This window comes from Phytopseudomonas flavescens (assembly GCF_900100535.1).
Lineage (GTDB): Bacteria > Pseudomonadota > Gammaproteobacteria > Pseudomonadales > Pseudomonadaceae > Aquipseudomonas > Aquipseudomonas flavescens.
Genome location: NZ_FNDG01000014.1, coordinates 41583 through 60675 on the forward strand (window position 1 = coordinate 41583; position 19093 = coordinate 60675).

Annotated in this window: 14 protein-coding genes and 1 tRNA gene; 13 read left to right on the forward strand and 2 right to left on the reverse strand. The window is 62.7% G+C overall.

Annotation, left to right across the window (positions count from 1 at the left end; all coding sequences use genetic code 11):
• Position 1: 1 nt before the first annotated feature.
• From BLR94_RS17455 to BLR94_RS17505, 11 genes are all read left to right on the forward strand, one after another.
• Entirely contained in the window at positions 2–1072 is a 1071-nt protein-coding gene (locus tag BLR94_RS17455) for an NAD-dependent epimerase/dehydratase family protein (RefSeq protein WP_090423735.1), read from the forward strand.
• A gap of 16 nt (positions 1073–1088) precedes the next feature.
• Positions 1089–2048: an FkbM family methyltransferase gene (locus BLR94_RS17460; protein ID WP_084306002.1), complete on the forward strand. Its 960-nt coding sequence runs from the start codon at positions 1089–1091 to the stop codon at positions 2046–2048.
• Positions 2049–2174: 126 nt separating this feature from the next.
• Entirely contained in the window at positions 2175–5705 is a 3531-nt protein-coding gene (locus tag BLR94_RS17465; protein WP_084306004.1) for a glycosyltransferase, read from the forward strand.
• A gap of 323 nt (positions 5706–6028) precedes the next feature.
• Positions 6029–7462, forward strand: coding sequence for a flagellin N-terminal helical domain-containing protein (locus BLR94_RS17470; RefSeq protein WP_084306006.1), 1434 nt, complete (start codon positions 6029–6031; stop codon positions 7460–7462).
• 76 nt (positions 7463–7538) lie between these two features.
• The gene (locus BLR94_RS17475; RefSeq protein ID WP_084306008.1) at positions 7539–7916 is read left to right on the forward strand and encodes a flagellar protein FlaG; all 378 of its coding nucleotides are present in this window, start codon (positions 7539–7541) and stop codon (positions 7914–7916) included.
• Between the two features lie 71 nt (positions 7917–7987).
• On the forward strand, positions 7988–9400 hold the full coding sequence (gene fliD, locus BLR94_RS17480) for a flagellar filament capping protein FliD (protein ID WP_084306010.1): 1413 nt from the start codon (positions 7988–7990) through the stop codon (positions 9398–9400).
• A gap of 106 nt (positions 9401–9506) precedes the next feature.
• Positions 9507–9893, forward strand: a complete 387-nt coding sequence (fliS, locus tag BLR94_RS17485; protein ID WP_084306011.1) for a flagellar export chaperone FliS — start codon at positions 9507–9509, stop codon at positions 9891–9893.
• Positions 9894–9919: 26 nt separating this feature from the next.
• Entirely contained in the window at positions 9920–10213 is a 294-nt protein-coding gene (locus tag BLR94_RS17490) for a flagellar protein FliT (protein ID WP_139207469.1), read from the forward strand.
• Positions 10214–10420: 207 nt separating this feature from the next.
• On the forward strand, positions 10421–11893 hold the full coding sequence (locus BLR94_RS17495; protein ID WP_084306015.1) for a sigma-54-dependent transcriptional regulator: 1473 nt from the start codon (positions 10421–10423) through the stop codon (positions 11891–11893).
• A gap of 222 nt (positions 11894–12115) precedes the next feature.
• Positions 12116–13321, forward strand: coding sequence for a sensor histidine kinase (locus BLR94_RS17500; RefSeq protein WP_084306017.1), 1206 nt, complete (start codon positions 12116–12118; stop codon positions 13319–13321).
• A gap of 3 nt (positions 13322–13324) precedes the next feature.
• Positions 13325–14734, forward strand: coding sequence for a sigma-54-dependent transcriptional regulator (locus BLR94_RS17505; protein WP_084306019.1), 1410 nt, complete (start codon positions 13325–13327; stop codon positions 14732–14734).
• 218 nt (positions 14735–14952) lie between these two features.
• Here the strand turns inward: BLR94_RS17505 and BLR94_RS17510 are convergent.
• Together BLR94_RS17510 and BLR94_RS17515 are read right to left on the reverse strand one after the other, a co-directional pair.
• Positions 14953–15028 (reverse strand) — tRNA-Asn (locus BLR94_RS17510).
• Positions 15029–15094: 66 nt separating this feature from the next.
• On the reverse strand, positions 15095–16291 hold the full coding sequence (locus BLR94_RS17515) for an amino acid aminotransferase (protein WP_084306021.1): 1197 nt from the start codon (positions 16289–16291) through the stop codon (positions 15095–15097).
• Between the two features lie 187 nt (positions 16292–16478).
• On the opposite strand from BLR94_RS17515, the gene uvrB reads away from it, so the two are divergent.
• Both uvrB and BLR94_RS17525 read left to right on the forward strand, forming a co-directional pair.
• Complete coding sequence (gene uvrB / locus BLR94_RS17520) at positions 16479–18494, forward strand: excinuclease ABC subunit UvrB (RefSeq protein WP_084306023.1); 2016 nt, start codon at positions 16479–16481, stop codon at positions 18492–18494.
• Complete coding sequence (locus tag BLR94_RS17525; protein WP_084306025.1) at positions 18491–19009, forward strand: nucleoside 2-deoxyribosyltransferase; 519 nt, start codon at positions 18491–18493, stop codon at positions 19007–19009. The genes uvrB and BLR94_RS17525 overlap by 4 nt, the downstream gene beginning before the upstream one ends.
• The last annotated feature ends 84 nt before the right edge of the window (positions 19010–19093 follow it).

Below are 19093 nucleotides of genomic sequence, written 5' to 3' on the forward strand. Positions count from 1 at the left end.
GATGAGCGCGCCGATGAACGAGTCGACACCCGCTCGCCACGCGGTGATCGCCGAGGATCTGGCGTCGATCCGCCAGAGCCCCGAAGACTGGCAGCGTTTCGCTGGCACGCAGGTGCTGATCGCCGGCGCGACCGGCTCCCTGGCCGCCTACCTGGTGGAGTTCTTCGCCTCGCTGAGCGAGCAGTGGCCGCAGCGTCCGGTGGTCATCCACGCCCTGGCGCGCAGCCGGGAAAAGCTTGAGCGGCGCTTTCCCCATTTGCTGGGGCACGCCTGGTTCCGGCCCTTGATCCAGGATGTCTGCGACCCGGTGGTGGATATCGAGCGGCTCGACTACATCGTCCACGGCGCCAGCCCGGGCAGTCCCAAGTATTACCTGCGCGACCCGGTGGGTACCGCCCGTGGCAATGTGCTGGGTGCCATGAACCTGCTGGAGCTGGCCCGGCGTACGGGCGCGCGCCTGCTGTTCATGAGCAGCGGGGCCGTCTACGGTACCGGCGACAGCAAGGCGTCCATCGCCGAGACCGACTTCGGCGTCCTGGATCCACTGGATGGCACCGCCTGCTACAGCGAGAGCAAGCGCATGGCCGAAACCCTGTGCGCCGACTACTGGCGCCAGTACGGTGTGCCGGCGGTGATCGCGCGCATTTCCCATACCTATGGCCCGGGCGTCGCCCTGGACGACGGCCGCTCCTTCGCCGACTTCATCGCCGACGCCCTGGCCGGACGTGACATCGTGCTCAACAGCGACGGCTCTAGCAGCCGGCCGTTCTGCTACATCGCCGACGCCACCGCCGCGTTTCTGATCCTGCTGTTGCGCGGTGAGGCTGGCCAGGCCTACAACGTCGGCATGGACCGGGAAATGACCATCCTGCAGTTGGCGCGGCTGGTGGCGCGGCTGTCTGCACACCCTGGGCTGCAGGTCAGGCTGCCCCCGGAGCACGCTGAACGGCAGGCCGAGTTCCGTTCCAGCGGGCATTTCGACCTGGCCAGGATGGCCCGGCTGGGCTGGCGACCCACCACCGAGCCCGAACAGGGATTGCAGAGAACGCTGCGCTACTTCAGCCCATCGTGAAGAGGACCTTTCAGCGATGAATGACAGCACCCGAAACCCCCTGTTGGCTGCCCGCAGTCAGCTTGCCGATGGCGAACTCGACAAGCAGGGGTACTGCGCGGCGATCAACGGCCATCATGCCCAGTTGTTCGACTACCCGGCGTTTCTCGCGGGTACCGATGTGGCCGGCATCCAGATCAGCGCCGAGGGGGTGACGGTCAGTTCCGCTCGCCACGGCATTTCCATGTTCGTCGACGCCGTCGACCTGCATGCCACGCCTTACGCACTGCTGGGTTTCGGCAGCTACGAGAACGACGAGACCGCTTTCCTCAAATCGGTGTTTGGCGAGGGGGAGGTGTTCCTCGATGTCGGCGCCAACCTGGGCTGGTATTCCCTGGTGCTCGGCAGGCAGTGCCCGCAGGGCCGTATCTTCGCGTTCGAGCCGATCCCCAGTACGGTAGCGGTGCTCGAGCGCAATATCCGGCTGAACCGGCTGACTAACGTCGAGCCCGTCGCCATGGGTCTGTTCGACCGGCAGGACGAGCTGGGCTTCTTCTTCGCCGAGGACGTTTCCGGTGCCACCTCGCTGAAAATGGCCGGCCAGGATCGCGGGCGTGCGCCTGTGCGTGAGGTCCGCTGCCGAACCACCACCCTGGACGCCTTCTGCGCCAGTCGCGCGCTGCAGCCCAGCCTGATCAAGATCGATGTCGAAGGCGCCGAGCTGATGGTGGTGCAGGGCGGCGAACGGACGCTGCAGGCCACGCCGATCATTCTCGTGGAACTGCTGCGCAAATGGTCCCGGGTGTTCGGTTATCACCCCAACGATGTGTTCACCCACCTGGCGGGCCATGGCTACCAGGCCTGGGCGTTCGTCGGCGACGGATCCGGGAAGTTGCAGGCCTGCGCGGCGGTCACCGAGCAAACGGTGCAGACCAACTTCGTCTTCCTGCACCCGCACAAACATGCGCACGTCATCAGCCAGTGGCAAGCGAATTGAATTTCTGTTCCCGAGCGCGAGGCCCTGGCGCGTACCATTGCCGATGCGCCTATTTCCCTGGGGCCTGCCCGAGCGACCGCGAGGCAGGCACCCCGACTGGGTCTACTGACACGAGAGGTAGAGGCGATGCGTGAATTGCTCTCCAAGCGCCCGCAACCGTATTACATCTATGCGCCGGACTACCGACGCAGCTCTTCCGGCATCCGGGTGATGCACATGCTGTGCGATGCCCTGATCCGTTCCGGGCACGAAGCCTACGTCACCGCCAGTGTGCTCAGCCCCGAGTTCATGACGCCACGCCTGACCGAGGAAGTGGTAGCGGCGCACCGTTCCCAGGCACTCGAACCCATCGTGGTCTACCCCGAGGTGGTCGACGGCAACCCGCTGAATGGCGCGGTGGTGGTGCGTTACATCCTCAACCGCCCGGGCTTCATCGAAGGCAACGGTCAATTCGCCGAGAGTGACATCCTCTACGCCTACTCCCGCGACCTGCTGATGCCTGGGATCAACGAAGAACGGGTGATGATGCTGCCGCCGTTCGACCTCAACGTCTTCCGCCTGCCGGATGACCCTGCCAAGCGCGTACCCGGCAAGGTCTGCTATTACCGCGGGCGACGTCGCGAGTTGCGCATCGACCCGGCGCTGCTGCCCCCGGACGCGGTGGAGATCACCCCGCAGTGGCCGGCGTCCTGGGAGGAAATGGCCGACCTGTTCCAGCAGTGCGAGATCTTCTATTGCGGTGGTTCTTCTGCCCTCGGCACCGAGGCCTTGCTGTGCGGTTGCCTGTGCGTGGTCATCGTCGAAGAGGGGGCGCCGCGCATCGGCGTGGCCGAGACCCAGAGCCACGGTGCAGCCTGGGGTACTTCCGCGGCGGAGCTGCAGCGTGCGCGGCAGAGCGTACACCTGGTGCGTGACAACTGGCTGCGCCTGCAGCGTGAGTTCTGGCCCGCCCTGGATCGTTTCATCGAGGTTACCCAGACGGCTGCCGAGGAGCGTGCCAGCGAACGTAAGCTGGGGGTCGTCAGGTCCTGGCTGAGCCGCCGCGTGCTGACCCCGGTGCAGGCCGCACTGATCGACCAGCGCTTGCTGGAGCAGCCGCCAGCGATGCTGCACGTACTGGTCCGCACCCGCGGAGCAACGCTCGAGCAGGTGCGCACCACCCTGGATTCGCTGCACGCCGCCGGGCGTTCTGCCCGGATCCGCCCGCTGCTGCTGGTCGACGGGCAGGGCGATTTCGGCGAACTGCCTTGTGAGCGCATAGGTGTCGTTGCTGGCGACCTCGTCGCGGCCATCAACGGGCATATCCAGGGTGGCCAATTCGACTGGCTGCTGCTGGTGGATGCCGGTGCGCAATTCGTCAGCAGCGGTCTCGTCCAGGTCGAACTGAGCCTCGGCGACACAGGGAGCTGCAAAGCGTTCTACACCGATGAACTGCACGCTGGCGAGCCCGATCTGGGCGGCGTGTTCCGCCCGGGGTTCAACCTCGACCTGTTGCTCAGCCTGCCGAGTTGCATGGCGCGGCACTGGTTGTTCGAGCGGCAGGCCCTGGCCAGCCTGGGTGGCTTCGACGCCACGCTGCGGGAGGCCTACGAGTTCGACGTCATCCTGCGCATGCTTGAGGCAGAAGGCATCGCGGCGATCGGCCATCTGGACGAGCCGCTGGCGATCTTCGCTTCTCCGGCGCTGAACGACAATCCCGGCGAAATGCGCGCCATCGAGGCGCATCTGCGCCGACGGGGCTACCCTCATGCCCACCTTCTGCCCGCTCCGCCGGGTCGTTACCGCATCGACTATGGTCATGCAGAAAAGCCGCTGGTGTCGATCATCATCCCCATGCGTGACCAGCTTCCACTGGCCCTGCGTTGCGTGACCAGCATTCTCGAGCGCACGCGCTACCCGGCCTACGAACTGCTGATCGTCGATAACGGGAGCCAGTCCGCGGACACCCGAAACTGGCTGGAAGGCATCGCCTCACTGGATACGAACAAGGTGCGCGTGCTCTCTCAGGCCTACGATGCCAACCTTTCTCGTCTCCACAACCTCGCCGTCGAGGCCGCCCGTGGGCAATACCTGGTTTTCCTCGCCAGTTGCATGGCGGTGTTGCACGACGACTGGCTCGACGGGCTGCTCAACCATGCCATGAGGCCCGAGGTAGCGGCGGTCGGTGCCAAGCAGTTCGACTCCGCCGAACGCATCCGCAACGCCGGTCTCCTGCTCGGCCTGCGCGGCGCGGTCAACTCACCGTTCGTCAACGAGCCACGGGATGCCTCCGGCTTCATGCAGCGCCTGCAGGTCGACCAGAACTACTCCGCTGTAGACGGCGCCTGCCTGATGATTTCACGCGCCGTTTATACGGAACTGGGGGGCATGGATGCGCAGCAGTTCGCAGGCTGCTTCGGGGCGCTCGATCTCTGCCTGCGGGCCGGACAGGCTGGCCTGCTGATGGTGTGGACCCCTCACGTCGAGCTGCTTTATGGTGGCAGCGACGCCCCAGAGGCCGATTATTCGCCGGCGGATCCGGCATTCGTTCGCGAGCAGGACACCGTGTTCACCACCTGGCTGGCAGCGATCTCGCGCGACCCGGCCTACAATGCCAACCTGTCGCTCAATGGCAGTGGTTTCCAGCTCGAACTGGACAGTGACCTCAACTGGCGGCCTCTGAGCTGGCGGCCATTGCCGGTAGTCATGGCGCACATGGGCGACTACACCGGATGTGGCCACTACCGGGTGATCAAACCCTTCCAGGCCATGGAGCAGGAAGCGCTGCTGGACGGCAAGCTCTCGCCGATCATGCATGGCCTGGCCGACATGGGCCGCTACGCGCCCGACAGTATCGTCATGCAGCGCCAGCTTTCCGAGCACTTTCATGACTGGATCAGACGCATCGGTGCGTCGACCTCGATCTTCAAGGTCTACGAACTCGACGACTACCTGCCCAACCTGCCACTCAAGAGCGTACACCGCGGCTCGTTCTCCAAGGACACCCTGCGCTCGCTGCGCAAGAGCCTCGGCCTGGTCGATCGATTCGTGGTTTCCACCGAACCGCTGGCCGAGGCGCTGGCCGGCATGCACGCGGATATCCGCGTGGTGAAGAACCGCCTGCCCCTCGACTGGTGGGGCGCGCTGAGCAGCGTGCGGCGCCAGGGAGGCAAGCCGCGGGTCGGCTGGGCCGGTGGCTCGGGGCACACGGGGGATCTCGAATTGATCGTCGATGTCGTCAAGGATCTGGCGAGCGAGGTCGACTGGATCTTCTTCGGCATGTGCCCTGACGCGCTACGCCCCTTCATCCACGAATTTCACGCCGGAGTGAGCATCGACCAGTACCCGGCCAAGCTCGCCTCCCTGGATCTCGACCTGGCCCTTGCGCCACTCGAGGACAACCTGTTCAACCGCTGCAAGAGCAACCTGCGCCTGCTCGAGTACGGGATCTGTGGCTACCCGGTGGTCTGTACCGACATCGAACCCTATCGCGACGGTTTCGCCGTGACTCGGGTGCGCAATCGCTACAAGGAGTGGGTCGATGCGATCCGCGCCCACGTGGGTGACCTCGATGCCGCCGCCGCCATGGGCGACAGGTTGCGCGGCCAGGTGCTGGCCGACTGGATGTTGAGCGGGGAAAACCTGAAAGGCTGGCGTGCTGCATGGCTGCCTGATTGATGACGCCTGTCGGCGGAGAGCCCGTGCTCGCCGGGACTAAACAACCAGGGCTCGTTGCCGTTTCGTCGCCAAGCGCGTTGCTGTGAGAGATGGGAGCAGAGCCTAATGAATCAGACCAGGATGCCGATACGCTTCACGTATGGCCCCGGAGCTGCCCCTGTCCTTGTAATCCTTCAAGTCAAGGGCAGGCGCAAAAAAAGTCCGAAATTCCGCTAAAGCTTTTTCCGGGCAGGACGATAAAGACTACGAAAGCTCTCTAGGCCAACCCCGGCGCGGTTGCCAAGGCCGGGAGTCGTACAAGCCCACACCACGAGGTTCTCGTCATGGCTCTTACCGTAAATACCAACATTGCGTCGATCAGCACCCAGAAAAATCTGAACAAGGCGGCCGACTCCCTCTCCACTACCATGCAGCGTCTGTCCAGCGGCCTGAAAATCAACAGCGCCAAGGACGACGCAGCCGGCCTGCAGATCTCCAACCGCCTGACCAGCCAGATCAATGGCCTGAGCGTCGCGACCAAGAACGCCAACGATGGCATCTCCATCGCGCAGACCGCTGAAGGCGCCATGCAGGAATCCACCAACATCCTGCAGCGCATGCGGGAACTGGCCCTGCAGTCGGCGAACGGTTCCAACAGCGGTGAAGACCGTGCCTCGCTGCAGTCCGAGTACTCGGCGCTGACCTCCGAACTGACCCGTATCTCCAACACCACCACCTTCGGTGGCCGTAACCTGCTGGACGGCTCGTTCGGTACCACCAGCTTCCAGGTCGGTGCGAACTCCAACGAAACCATCAACGTCACCCTGGGCAACATCTCCGCCACCCGCATCGGTTCGCAGCAGGTCGCCGGCAGCGGTGCGGTCATCGCCAGCGGTTCGACCACCGCCTCGGGTACCATCACCGTGACCGGCGGCGGCAAGACTGCAGATGTCAACATCGCCGCGGGCGCCTCGGCCAAAGATATCGCTGATGGTCTGAACAACGCCGTGACCGGCCTCAGCGCCACCGCCAGCACCAGCGCCAAGCTAGGCATCACCGCCGGCACGGATGCGGCCACCAGCGGTGCCTCGTTCACCGTCACCGTCGGTACCGCCAGCGCGACCATCGTTGGCGCCAACTCTACCAAGGACCTTGCCGACCAGCTGAGTTCCAATGCCTCGTCGCTGGGCATTTCGGTGAATTACAACGAGAAAACCGAAGAGCTGTCGATCACCTCGAGCACCGGTGAGAACATCAGCTTCAGCGCCGGCACCAACCTGACCGGCGTGACCGTGGCGACGCTGAACACTGAAGGCGAGTTCGCGACTTCGGCTCAGCTCGCCCAAGGCGATACCGTCCGCGGCAACGTGCAGCTCGACTCGGCGAAGGCCTACAGCCTGAACGACTCCGCCGGTAGCGTTGGAGCCAGTGTATTCGGCACCACCACCACCAAGTCGACCCTGACCAGCATCTCGGAAACCGACATCACCTCCGCTTTCGGCTCGCAGAGCGCCATCGCGGTGATCGACAAGGCGATTTCCAACATCGATGCCCAACGTGCCGACCTGGGTGCGGTGCAGAACCGCTTCGACAGCACAGTGTCGAACCTGCAAAGCATCTCCGAGAACTCCACCGCTGCGCGCAGCCGGGTTCAGGATGCTGACTTCGCTTCGGAAACGGCCGAGCTGACCAAGCAACAAACGCTGCAACAGGCTTCGACAGCGATCCTGGCCCAGGCCAACCAGCTGCCGAGTTCGGTTCTCAGCCTGCTGCAGTAATCATCTGCAGCACCGTCGGGAGAACAGGGGGAGGGCCGTGAGGCTTTCCCCTTTTGCCCTTGAGAGGTGATCGTCCATGAGCATCACGACAGTAAACCAGGTATCGGCTCCCCTCGCCCCGGCGGTCACAGGGCTTCAGGGAAGCGTCCAGGGAAGTGGAGCGAAAAGTTCGGGAGTTGCAACCGGGAATACTGCGGGCGCATCCAATGCTGCAGGTTCGGTTGGGATGTCGCAGACCGGGATGGGCGAGGCCATTGCCAAGATGCAGGACTACGCCCAGTCCGTCCGGCGTAATCTGGACTTTCAGCTGGATGATTCGACGGGCCGTGTGGTCGTCCAGGTGATCAACAGCGATTCGGGTGAGGTCATTCGGCAGATTCCTTCCGAGGAAGTCCTGGAGCTGGCCTCTCGGCTGGAAGATGCGCGCAGCCTTCTTTTGCAGGAGAAAGCCTGACTGGCTCGCTTTTTGCTCTCTGTTCGCAGAGCGCTATAACGTCAAGATAAAGTCATTGGAGGAAATCGATCATGGCAGGTATCACCAGTGTCGGCCTCGGTTCCGGTGTGGACATCAAGAGCATCGTCGAGGCCAGCATCTCGGCGGAAAAGGCACCCAAGCAGGCGCAGATTGATCGGCAAACCTCCAAGACGACCACCAGCCTGACCGCTATCGGCACCTTGAAGGCCGCTCTCGAAGCCTACGAGGCGTCGATGACGGCGCTCAAATCCAACTCCACCAGCTTCGCGGGCCTGACTGCCAAGTCTTCCGCGGAGGCGGTGGCGACGGTCAAGACGTCCAGCGGCGTGGTGGCCGGCAGCTATGCGCTGGACGTCGAAAGCCTCGCCACATCCTCCAAGGTCGCGACGCAATCGTTGTCTGGCGGCGCCTCCACCAAGTTCGCCTCGGGCGGCACGTTGAAGATCGAGGTCGGCAGTACGGCCTACAGCCTGACGGTGAAGGCAGGCGCATCGCTCACCGATATCCGTGACTCGATCAACTCCCAGCTCACCTCGACCTCTGGGGTCAGTGCCAACATCGTCACTGACTCAAGCGGCTCGCGCCTGGTGCTGTCTTCCGAGACCACCGGTGCCGATACCGATATCTACGTGACCGGCAGCGGCGATCTCTCGGCGTTGAACGTCAACATTGCTTCCGATGGCTCCAAGTCCCTCACCAAGCAGAGCGGTACCGCCGCGGGCTACATCACCCAAGCCGCGGATGCCAAGTTCACCCTGGATGGGCTGGCGATGACCAGCAAGTCCAATACCACCTCGGCGCTCAGCGGCCTGTCCATTACCTTGACGGGTGCTGGCAAGAGCACCCTGTCGGTGTCCGCCAATACCGATGGCATCAAAGAGTCCGTGCAAAGCTTCGTCACGGCGTATAACACGCTGATGACGGTTTCCAACGCCCTGACCTCGGTTTCCACCACCACCGACGAGGATGGCAACGCCACCACCGAGGCTGGCGCGCTGTTGGGCGATGCGTCGATGCGTTCGTTGATGTCGTCCATACGCAGCGCAATGGTCCAGCCGGCAAGCGGCGATGGTAGCCTGAGCATCCTCGCGCAGATGGGGGTGACCACCAACAGGGACGGCACTCTGGCGGTGGACGAGACCACGCTGTCGACGGCCGTCGAGACCTATGGCGATCAGATCAACGATTTTTTCACCGGCAGCGATGGGTTGTTCGCGCGGATATCCGAGGTCAACAATACCTACATTTCTTCGGGCGGCATCCTAGACACCCGCACCGAAGCGCTGACCTCAACCCAGAAGCAGCTCAAGGAGCAGCAGGCCGCATTGGATACGCGCATTTCCAAGCTCGAGACCAATCTCTACTCCAAGTACAACACCATGGACGCCCTGGTTGCACAGCTGAGCGCCACCAGCGACAGCGTGCTGCAGACGCTGGACGCGCTGAACAACAAGGACAGCTGAGGTGCGACGCTAGTGGAAAAATCTGCTTGAGCCGCTAAAGATTCCAGCCGTTGCTCCGATATATAAATCAGTAGTTGTTGATTCTTCTGAATGTGGAGCAAATGGCATGAATGCGTATTCGGCGATGAGAAAGTACCAGCAGGTTGGCGTTCAGGCGCAGCTCGTCGAGGCCAGCCCGCATCGCTTGATTCAAATGCTGTTCGAAGGTGCTCTGGATCGTATCTCCCAGGCGACAGGTGCCATGCGCCGCGGTCAAGTAGCCGAAAAGGCTCAGTTGATCGGCAAGTCGATCAATATCGTGTCCGGCCTGCAGCAGGCGCTGGACAAGGAAAAAGGCGGCGAGTACGCCGAGCGCCTCGACAGCTTGTATGTCTACATAAACGCTCAGCTCATGCAGGCCAATCTCAATAACGACGTGAATAAATTGAGTGAAGTATCCGGCCTGTTGCGCCAGGTCAAGGAAGGCTGGGACGGCATTGCCCCGCAGAGCTGATAACTGGATTTAAGAGGTTGAGCGCCATGATATCGGCTGCCAGAAAGTTGAGAGTTACTGCCGACGCGTTACGCGAAGCGTTGGTCAATCAGGACTGGGTCGCGGTGAGTGACCTCGACCTGCGTTGCCGGGCCGAGGTCGACGAGGCCATGGCGGCAGTGGACAGCGAAGCAGAGCTCAAGCGCGATCTGGAGTCGCTGCTGTGTGTCTACCGTGAGCTGGTTTCCGCCTGCGAGGTCGAGAAAGAAAACACCGGTGCGCAGATACTGCAGATGAAGAAAGGCCAGCAGGGCGCCAAACTCTATCAGCTGTTCGGCTGACGCTTACCCACCCTGCATAATGGATTTCTTCTAGCGCTGCTGTTGAAAAGCGCCTGAGGAGTTCTTTCTTGTCCTGGCTTTGCAGCCTGCATTCAAAAAAATACGTCATAAAATTGACTAACCGCCAATAATTGTCTTAACTGGTGGCCAAATGCCGGTGCCCCAAGGTGTTGGCGGTGTTCTTCTTCCAGGGCCAGATTTACGACTATGTGGCGTGAAACCAAGCTTCTGCTCATTGACGATAACCCCGAGCGGCGCCGTGACTTGTCGGTGATTCTCAATTTTCTGGGCGAGGATCATCTGGCCTGTGGCAGTGCCAACTGGCGTGAGGCGGTCGAGGGTATCGAATCGAGTCGGGGAATTCTCAGCGTGCTGCTGGGCGAAGTGCGGCTCAAGGGCGGAGCGCTGGAATTGCTCAAGGAGTTTGCCGCGTGGGACGAATTCCTCCCTGTGCTGATGATCGACGAGCATGCCACCAGTGACTGGCCAGAGGAATTCCGTCGCCGGGTACTCGCGACGCTGGAGATGCCACCCAGCTACAACAAACTGCTCGACTCCCTGCACCGGGCCCAGGTGTATCGCGAAATGTACGACCAGGCTCGCGAGCGCGGCCGGCAGCGCGAGCCCAACCTGTTTCGCAGCCTGGTCGGTACCAGCCGGGCGATCCAGCAGGTGCGGCAGATGATGCAGCAGGTCGCCGACACCGAGGCCAGCGTGCTGATTCTCGGTGAGTCAGGTACCGGCAAGGAGGTGGTCGCACGCAATCTGCATTATCACTCCAAGCGTCGCGAGGCCCCGTTCGTGCCGGTCAACTGCGGCGCGATTCCTGCGGAGCTGCTGGAAAGCGAACTGTTCGGCCACGAGAAAGGCGCTTTCACCGGTGCGATCACCACCCGCGCAGGGCGTTTCGAGCTGGCCAATGGTGGCACGCTGTTTCTCGACGAGATCGGCGACATGCCGCTGCCGATGCAAGTCAAATTGTTGCGTGTACTGCAGGAGCGGACGTTCGAACGGGTGGGTAGTAACAAGACCCAGAATGCCGATGTACGGATCATCGCGGCCACCCACAAGAACCTCGAGAACATGATCGAGGGCGGCAGCTTCCGCGAGGACTTGTACTACCGCCTCAACGTCTTCCCGATTGAAATGGCGCCTCTTCGCGAGCGTATCGAAGATATTCCGCTGCTGATGAACGAATTGATTTCGCGCATGGAGCATGAGAAGCGTGGCTCCATCCGCTTCAACTCGGCGGCGATCATGTCGCTGTGCCGGCATGACTGGGCGGGCAACGTACGTGAGCTGGCCAACCTGGTCGAGCGAATGGCGATCATGCATCCCTATGGCGTCATTGGTGTCGGTGAACTGCCGAAGAAATTTCGCCATGTCGATGACGAAGACGAGCAACTGGCCGCCAGCCTGCGCGAAGAGCTCGATGAGCGCGCAGTATTGACCTCCGCCTCGCCAGGCCAGGGATCGCCAGCCATGCTGCCTGCCGAGGGGCTGGATCTGAAGGATTATCTCGGCAATCTGGAGCAGGGGCTTATCCAGCAGGCCCTGGACGACGCGGGCGGTATCGTTGCACGTGCAGCCGAGCGGTTGCGCATTCGTCGCACCACCCTGGTCGAGAAGATGCGCAAGTACGGCATGAGCCGGCGCGAGGATGAGGCCGGCGACGAGTAGATCGTCGGCCAATAGGCGATGGCATGCCGAGCTGCTTCAGCTCGGCGGTGACAGCGATGCCGATTCGTGGAGTTGCACTGCCCACCAGTCATTCGATTGACGGCACTCCGCTCGAATAAAACCTATCTTTCTGAAAATAAAGAGTTTTATTTTCAGGCATGAGTATTGCTATCTCCTTGGCAAATGACTGTCCGATGACGGCTCGCCACGCGAGAGAGCGCAATGAAACCAAGCCCGCACCTACACGCCCAGACACAACCCACGGCACCCGCACAGACGGAGCGTGAGGATCTGGAGCAGTCGCTGGCCCTGTTCGAGCAGATATCGAGCCGGCTGGGCAGCTCCTACAGCCTGCTGGAAAGCCGCGTCAATGAACTGACTGGGCAACTGGCCCAGGCCAGCGAGCAGCGTGTGCAGGAGTTGAATGAAAAGGAGCGTCTCGCTCATCGTCTGCAAAGCCTGTTGGACTTGCTGCCCGGCGGGGTAGTGGTGATCGATGGCCATGGCGTGGTGCACGAGGCCAATCCCGTGGCCCGTGACATGCTCGGTGAGCCGCTGCTCGGCAGGCTGTGGCGCGAAGTGATTGCGCAGCGTTTTTCGCCACGCAGGGACGATGGTCACGAGATTTCACTGACCGATGGCCGGCGCCTGTCGATCTCCACGCGATCACTGCAGGGCGAGCCAGGCCAGCTTGTGTTGCTGACCGACCTCACGGAAACCCGACGCCTGCAGGATCAGCTATCCCGCCATGAACGCCTCAGTGCTCTCGGGCGCATGGTCGCTTCCCTGGCGCACCAGGTGCGCACACCCTTGTCCGCCGCGCTCCTGTATGCCAGTCACCTGAGCGAGCAGGTCTTGCCGGTGGAGCAGCAGCAGCGTTTCGCCGGTCGCCTCAAAGAGCGATTGCACGAGTTGGAACACCAGGTGCGCGACATGCTGGTATTCGCCCGTGGTGATCTGCCTCTCTGCGATCGTCTCTCCCCGAGTCAGCTGTTCGAGGCGTTGCGTCGTTCCGGGGAATCGCTGGTGCAAGGCGTCGAGGTGCGCTGGCAGTGCGACGCCTGGCGAGGCGAGTTGCTGTGCAACCGCGATACGCTGGTCGGTACGCTGCTGAACCTGGTCGAGAACGCCATTCAAGCCGCTGGCCACGGTGCGCGCCTGAAGATTCACGCCTATGTGCGTGGCGACGCTTTGCGTTTATGCATCAGTGACAACGGTCCCGGCATCGACGCCGCGACGCTGGCGCGGCTGGGGGAACCGTTCTTCACCACCAGAACCACTGGCACCGGGCTTGGCTTGGCAGTGGTCAAGGCCGTTGCCCGAGCTCACCAGGGGGAGTTGCAACTGCGTTCACGGCCAGGGCGCGGCACCTGTGCCTCATTGATTGTGCCGCTGATCGATCCAGCGTATTCCACGATTCAGGAGTGACCCATGGCTGCCAAAGTCCTGCTGGTTGAAGACGACCGCGCGTTGCGTGAAGCCCTGGCCGATACCCTGGAGCTGGGAGGGCATGCCTATCGGGCGGTCGATTGTGCCGAGGCGGCGCTGGACGCCATCGTCGAGGAGCCATTCGGGTTGGTGATCAGTGATGTGAACATGCCGGGCATGGATGGCCATCAACTGCTGTCTAGGATCCGCGAACGCCAGCCGCAATTGCCGGTGCTGTTGATGACGGCTTTCGGCGCGGTGGAGCGTGCAGTCGAGGCGATGCGCCGTGGCGCAGCCGACTACCTGGTCAAGCCGTTCGAACCCAAGGTATTGCTGGCACTGGTCGCACGGCACGCGCTGGGGCGCGCCGGCGGGCTTGAGCAGGACGGGCCGGTGGCGTGCGAGCCGGCCAGCCAGCAGTTGCTGGAGTTGGCCGCTCGGGTGGCGCGCAGCGATTCCACCGTGCTGATCACGGGGGAGTCCGGTACCGGCAAGGAAGTGCTGGCCCGTTATCTCCATCAGCAGTCGCCACGCGCGGCTGGGCCGTTCGTGGCCATCAACTGTGCGGCGATTCCCGACAACATGCTGGAGGCCACCCTGTTCGGCCATGAAAAGGGCGCGTTCACAGGCGCCGTTGCCAGTGCGCCAGGCAAGTTCGAGCTGGCAGAAGGGGGCACCATCCTGCTCGATGAAATCTCCGAGATGCCGCTCGCCTTGCAGGCCAAGCTGTTGCGAGTCCTGCAGGAGCGTGAAGTTGAGCGGGTCGGAGCGCGCAAGCCGATCAGCCTGGATATTCGAGTGCTTGCTACCAGTAACCGTGACTTGGCGGCTGAGGTCGCGGCAGGGCGGTTCCGTGAGGATCTGTTCTACCGCCTCTCCGTATTTCCACTGGCCTGGCGACCACTGCGTGAGCGGCCGGCGGATATCCTGCCCCTGGCTGAGCGACTGCTGGCCAAGTACGTCGGCAAGATGAATCTGGCGCCGCTGCGCTTCTCCGCTCAGGCGGTCGCCTGCCTGACCAGCCATGCCTGGCCGGGTAATGTGCGTGAGCTGGACAACGCCATCCAGCGTGCGGTCATTCTTCAGCAAAATGGCGTCATCGAGCCTCACGACCTGTGCCTGACCGCGCCGATCGGTTTCGCGCCGCTGCCGCCGTTCACTCAGGCACCAGTGGCAGTGGTGCCGGGGCCGGCGACACCGGTGTTGGCAGAATCAGCCGTGGTGGAAGGGGCTCTGGGCGATGACCTACGGCGCAGGGAGTATCAGGTGATCATCGACATCCTGCGTGCCGAGCGAGGTCGTCGCAAGGAGGCTGCGGAGCGCCTGGGCATCAGTCCGCGTACCTTGCGCTACAAGTTGGCGCAGATGCGTGATGCCGGGATGGACGTCGAAGCCTACCTCTACGCAAGCTGAACACGAGTGCAGTGCCACGGGTTGGGCGCCTGAGCGGGCGTGTCCGGCCTGGTGACCGGGTTCCTGAATCTGGCTCCGCGACCTGGACTCGACAGCGAAGCTGAACGCGCTTCAGCGCGGCCCCGCAGGGGTGAGCGAAGCGAATAGCCTGGGACGTAGTCCCTGGGAGAGTCCGCAGGCAATAAAAAACCCGGCCTAGCGACCGGGTTTCTTTAATTTGGCTCCGCGACCTGGACTCGAACCAGGGACCCAATGATTAACAGTCATTTGCTCTACCGACTGAGCTATCGCGGAACGACGACGCGTATCCTACTGATTACGAAGGGGAAGTCAAGCACCTACCGACTTCCCCGCATCCACTCAAAGCACTTCGGCGATGGCCTTGGTGACTACCGGTAGATTGCGTGTGTTCAATGCAGCCACACAGATCCGTCCGGTACCTACGGCGTAGATGCCGAACTCGGTTCTAAGGCGCTCGACCTGCTCGGTGGTCAGCCCCGAATAGGAGAACATGCCGCGCTGTTCGGCAACGAAACCGAAGTCGCGCTTGGCGTTCAGGTCTGCCAGTTGCTCGACCATGGCCAGGCGCATGGTGCGAATACGATCACGCATTTCGCCCAGTTCGGTTTCCCACATCACCCGCAACTCGGGGTTGTTGAGGACGGCAGCGACGACGCTGGCGCCATGGGTCGGCGGGTTGGAGTAGTTGGTGCGGATCACCCGTTTGACCTGCGACAGCACCCGCTCCGTTTCTTCCTGGTCACCCGTGACGATGGTCAGGGCGCCAACGCGCTCGCCATACAGCGAAAAGGATTTGGAGAACGAGCTGGAGACGAAGAAGGTCAGGCCAGATTGGGCGAACAAACGCACGGCAGCGGCGTCTTCTTCAATACCGTCGCCGAAACCCTGGTAGGCGATATCGAGGAAGGGCACATGTTCGCGTTCGCGTACGATTTCCAGCACCGCCTGCCAGTCCTCGGGCGCCAGGTCGACTCCGGTGGGGTTGTGGCAGCAGGCATGCAGGACGACGATCGAACGAGCGGGCAGATTCTTCAGGTCTTCGAGCAGACCGCCACGGTTGACGCCATTGCTGAAGGCATCGTAGTAGCGATAGCTACGCACCGGGAAACCGGCGGCTTCGAACAGCGCGCGGTGGTTTTCCCAGCTCGGGTCGCTGATGGCCACGGTGGCGTCAGGCAGCAGGCGTTTGAGAAAATCGGCGCCGGTCTTCAGTGCGCCGGTGCCGCCGATGGCCTGGGTGGTGATCGCACGGCCTTGCTGGATCAGCGGCGAGTCGTTGCCGAGCAGCAGGGTCTGCACAGCCTTGTCGTAAGCGGCGATGCCCTCGATCGGCAGGTAGCCGCGCGGGGCGTGCGAAGCGGTGAGTGCGGTCTCCGCCTCGACCACGGCACGCAGCAGGGGAATGCGGCCTTCTTCGTTGGTGTAGACACCCACGCCAAGGTTGACCTTGTCAGGACGTGTATCGGCGTTGAACGCTTCGTTGAGGCCCAGGATAGGATCGCGCGGAGCCATTTCGACGGCGGAGAACAGACTCATGGGGGCGGCAGCTCTGTAGTGAGGGTGGGTTTAGAGACCGATTTACGTTCCTGGAGCAACCCCGGCAACTGAGACTAGGGGTTGCGCAAGCGGGCCGCTAGTATAGCGGCCCATATTCTGTGTCGCGACAGCGTACACCAGGTATGACGCCCGCTCTTGCGAGGCGTCACAGCCTTTTGAGGTATTTATGTCCGAGTTCCAACTGGTCACCCGTTTCCAGCCCGCCGGCGACCAACCCGAGGCGATCCGGCAGATGATCGAGGGCCTGGAGGCGGGCCTGTCGCACCAGACGCTGCTCGGCGTGACAGGCTCCGGCAAGACCTTCAGCATTGCCAACGTGATTGCCAAGGTGCAGCGGCCGACCCTGGTGCTGGCACCGAACAAGACCCTGGCCGCGCAGCTGTATGGCGAGTTCAAGTCGTTCTTCCCGAACAACGCGGTGGAGTACTTCGTCTCCTACTACGACTACTACCAGCCCGAGGCCTACGTGCCGTCATCGGACACCTTCATCGAGAAGGATGCGTCGATCAACGACCACATCGAGCAGATGCGCCTGTCGGCGACCAAGGCGCTGATCGAGCGCAAGGACGTCATCGTGGTCTGCACCGTTTCCTCGATCTACGGCCTGGGCAGCCCCGAGGAGTACCTGAAAATGGTGCTGCACCTCGACCGTGGCGACAAGATGGACCAGCGCGCGTTGCTGCGCCGCCTGGCCGAACTGCAGTACACCCGTAACGACATGGATTTCGCCCGCGCGACTTTCCGGGTACGGGGCGATGTCATCGACATCTTTCCGGCCGAGTCCGACCTGGAAGCGATCCGTGTCGAGCTGTTCGATGACGAAGTCGAGAACATCAGTGCCTTCGATCCACTCACCGGCGAGGTGATCAGCCGCCTGCCGCGTTTCACCTTCTATCCCAAGAGCCACTACGTGACGCCGCGCGACACGCTGCTCGAGGCGATGGAGAAGATCAAGGTCGAGCTCAAGGATCGCCTGGACTACCTGCGTGGCGCCAACAAGCTGGTCGAAGCGCAGCGCCTGGAGCAGCGCACCCGCTTCGACCTGGAGATGATCCTCGAGCTGGGCTACTGCAACGGCATCGAAAACTACTCGCGCTACCTCTCGGGCCGTGATTCGGGGGCACCGCCACCGACGCTCTACGATTACTTGCCGGGCGAGGCCCTGCTGGTGATCGACGAGTCCCACGTCAGCGTGCCGCAAGTCGGTGCCATGTACAAAGGCGACCGCTCGCGCAAGGAAACCCTGGTCGAGTACGGCTTTCGCCTGCCCTCGGCGCTGGACAACCGGCCAATGCGTTTCGAGGAGTGGGAAGCGGCCAGCCCGCAGACCATCTTCGTCTCCGCCACGCCAGGCCCATACGAGGCCGACCACGCCGGCCGTGTGATCGAGCAGGTGGTGCGGCCGACCGGTCTGGTCGACCCCGAAGTCGAGGTACGCCCGGCGCGCACTCAGGTCGATGACCTGCTTTCGGAGATTCACAAGCGTGTCGCCCTCGAACAGCGCGTGCTGGTCACCACGCTGACCAAGCGCATGGCCGAGGACCTGACCGATTACCTGGGCGATCACGGCGTCAAGGTGCGCTACCTGCACTCGGACATCGACACCGTGGAGCGAGTGGAAATCATCCGTGATCTGCGCATCGGCACCTTCGACGTGCTGGTCGGCATCAACCTGCTTCGCGAGGGCCTGGATATGCCCGAGGTGGCGCTGGTGGCGATTCTCGATGCCGACAAGGAAGGTTTCCTGCGCAGCGAGCGTTCGCTGATCCAGACCATTGGCCGTGCGGCGCGTAATCTCAATGGTCACGCCATCCTCTACGCCGATCGCATGACCGGCTCCATGGAGCGCGCCATCGGCGAAACCGAGCGGCGCCGCGAGAAGCAGGTGGCCTTCAACGAGGCCAACGGCATCGTGCCCAAGGGCGTCTTCAAGGACGTCAAGGACATCCTCGAGGGGGCCGTGGTGCCCGGCGCGCGTAGCAACAAACGCAAGGGGATGGCCAAGGCGGCGGAGGAGAGTGCCCGCTACGAAGCCGAGCTGCGCTCGCCGTCGGAAATCACCAAACGCATTCGCCAGCTGGAAGAGAAAATGTACCAGTTGGCACGCGACCTGGAGTTCGAAGCCGCTGCGCAGATGCGCGACGAGATCCAGAAACTCCGTGAGCGGCTGCTGGCGGTATGAAGCAGGCCGACAATGCCAGGATCTACCTGGCCGGGTTCGATGTATTTCGTGGCGACGCCGTCGAGCATGGCGCGTATCTCAAGCGGCTGTGCCACGAGCAGGGCATGCAGGGGCTCTACCCCTTCGACAACGAGGTCACTGCCGGGCTGTCGCCGGGCGAGCGTGCCGCGCTGATCTGTCGCCTGAACATGGCGATGATCCGTGAGGCGGACGCGGTGTTGGCCAACCTGAATCTATTCCGGGGGCATGAGCCGGATTCCGGTACTGCTTTCGAGATTGGCGCCGCGGTGGCGCTCGGCAAGCCGGTCTGGGTGTATTTCCAGGCCTGTGGGGCCATGCGCGACTGGTTGGACGGGGATGTCGACGGACGTGATGCCCAAGGGTTTCTGATCGAGGACTTCGGCTTGCCGCGCAATCTGATGCTGGCCTGTTCCTGGGCTGGCTGCAGTGCCAGTGTCGAGGAAGCGGTGCCCGCATTGCGCCGCTACCTGGAGCGCTTGTCGCCCGGACGCTAGACGGCGCAGTTCAGGTCATGCCGCCCTCTGGGCTACGTGGTCGGCCAATCCCGACCACGGCTCATTGGCACTCCGTGGTCGCTG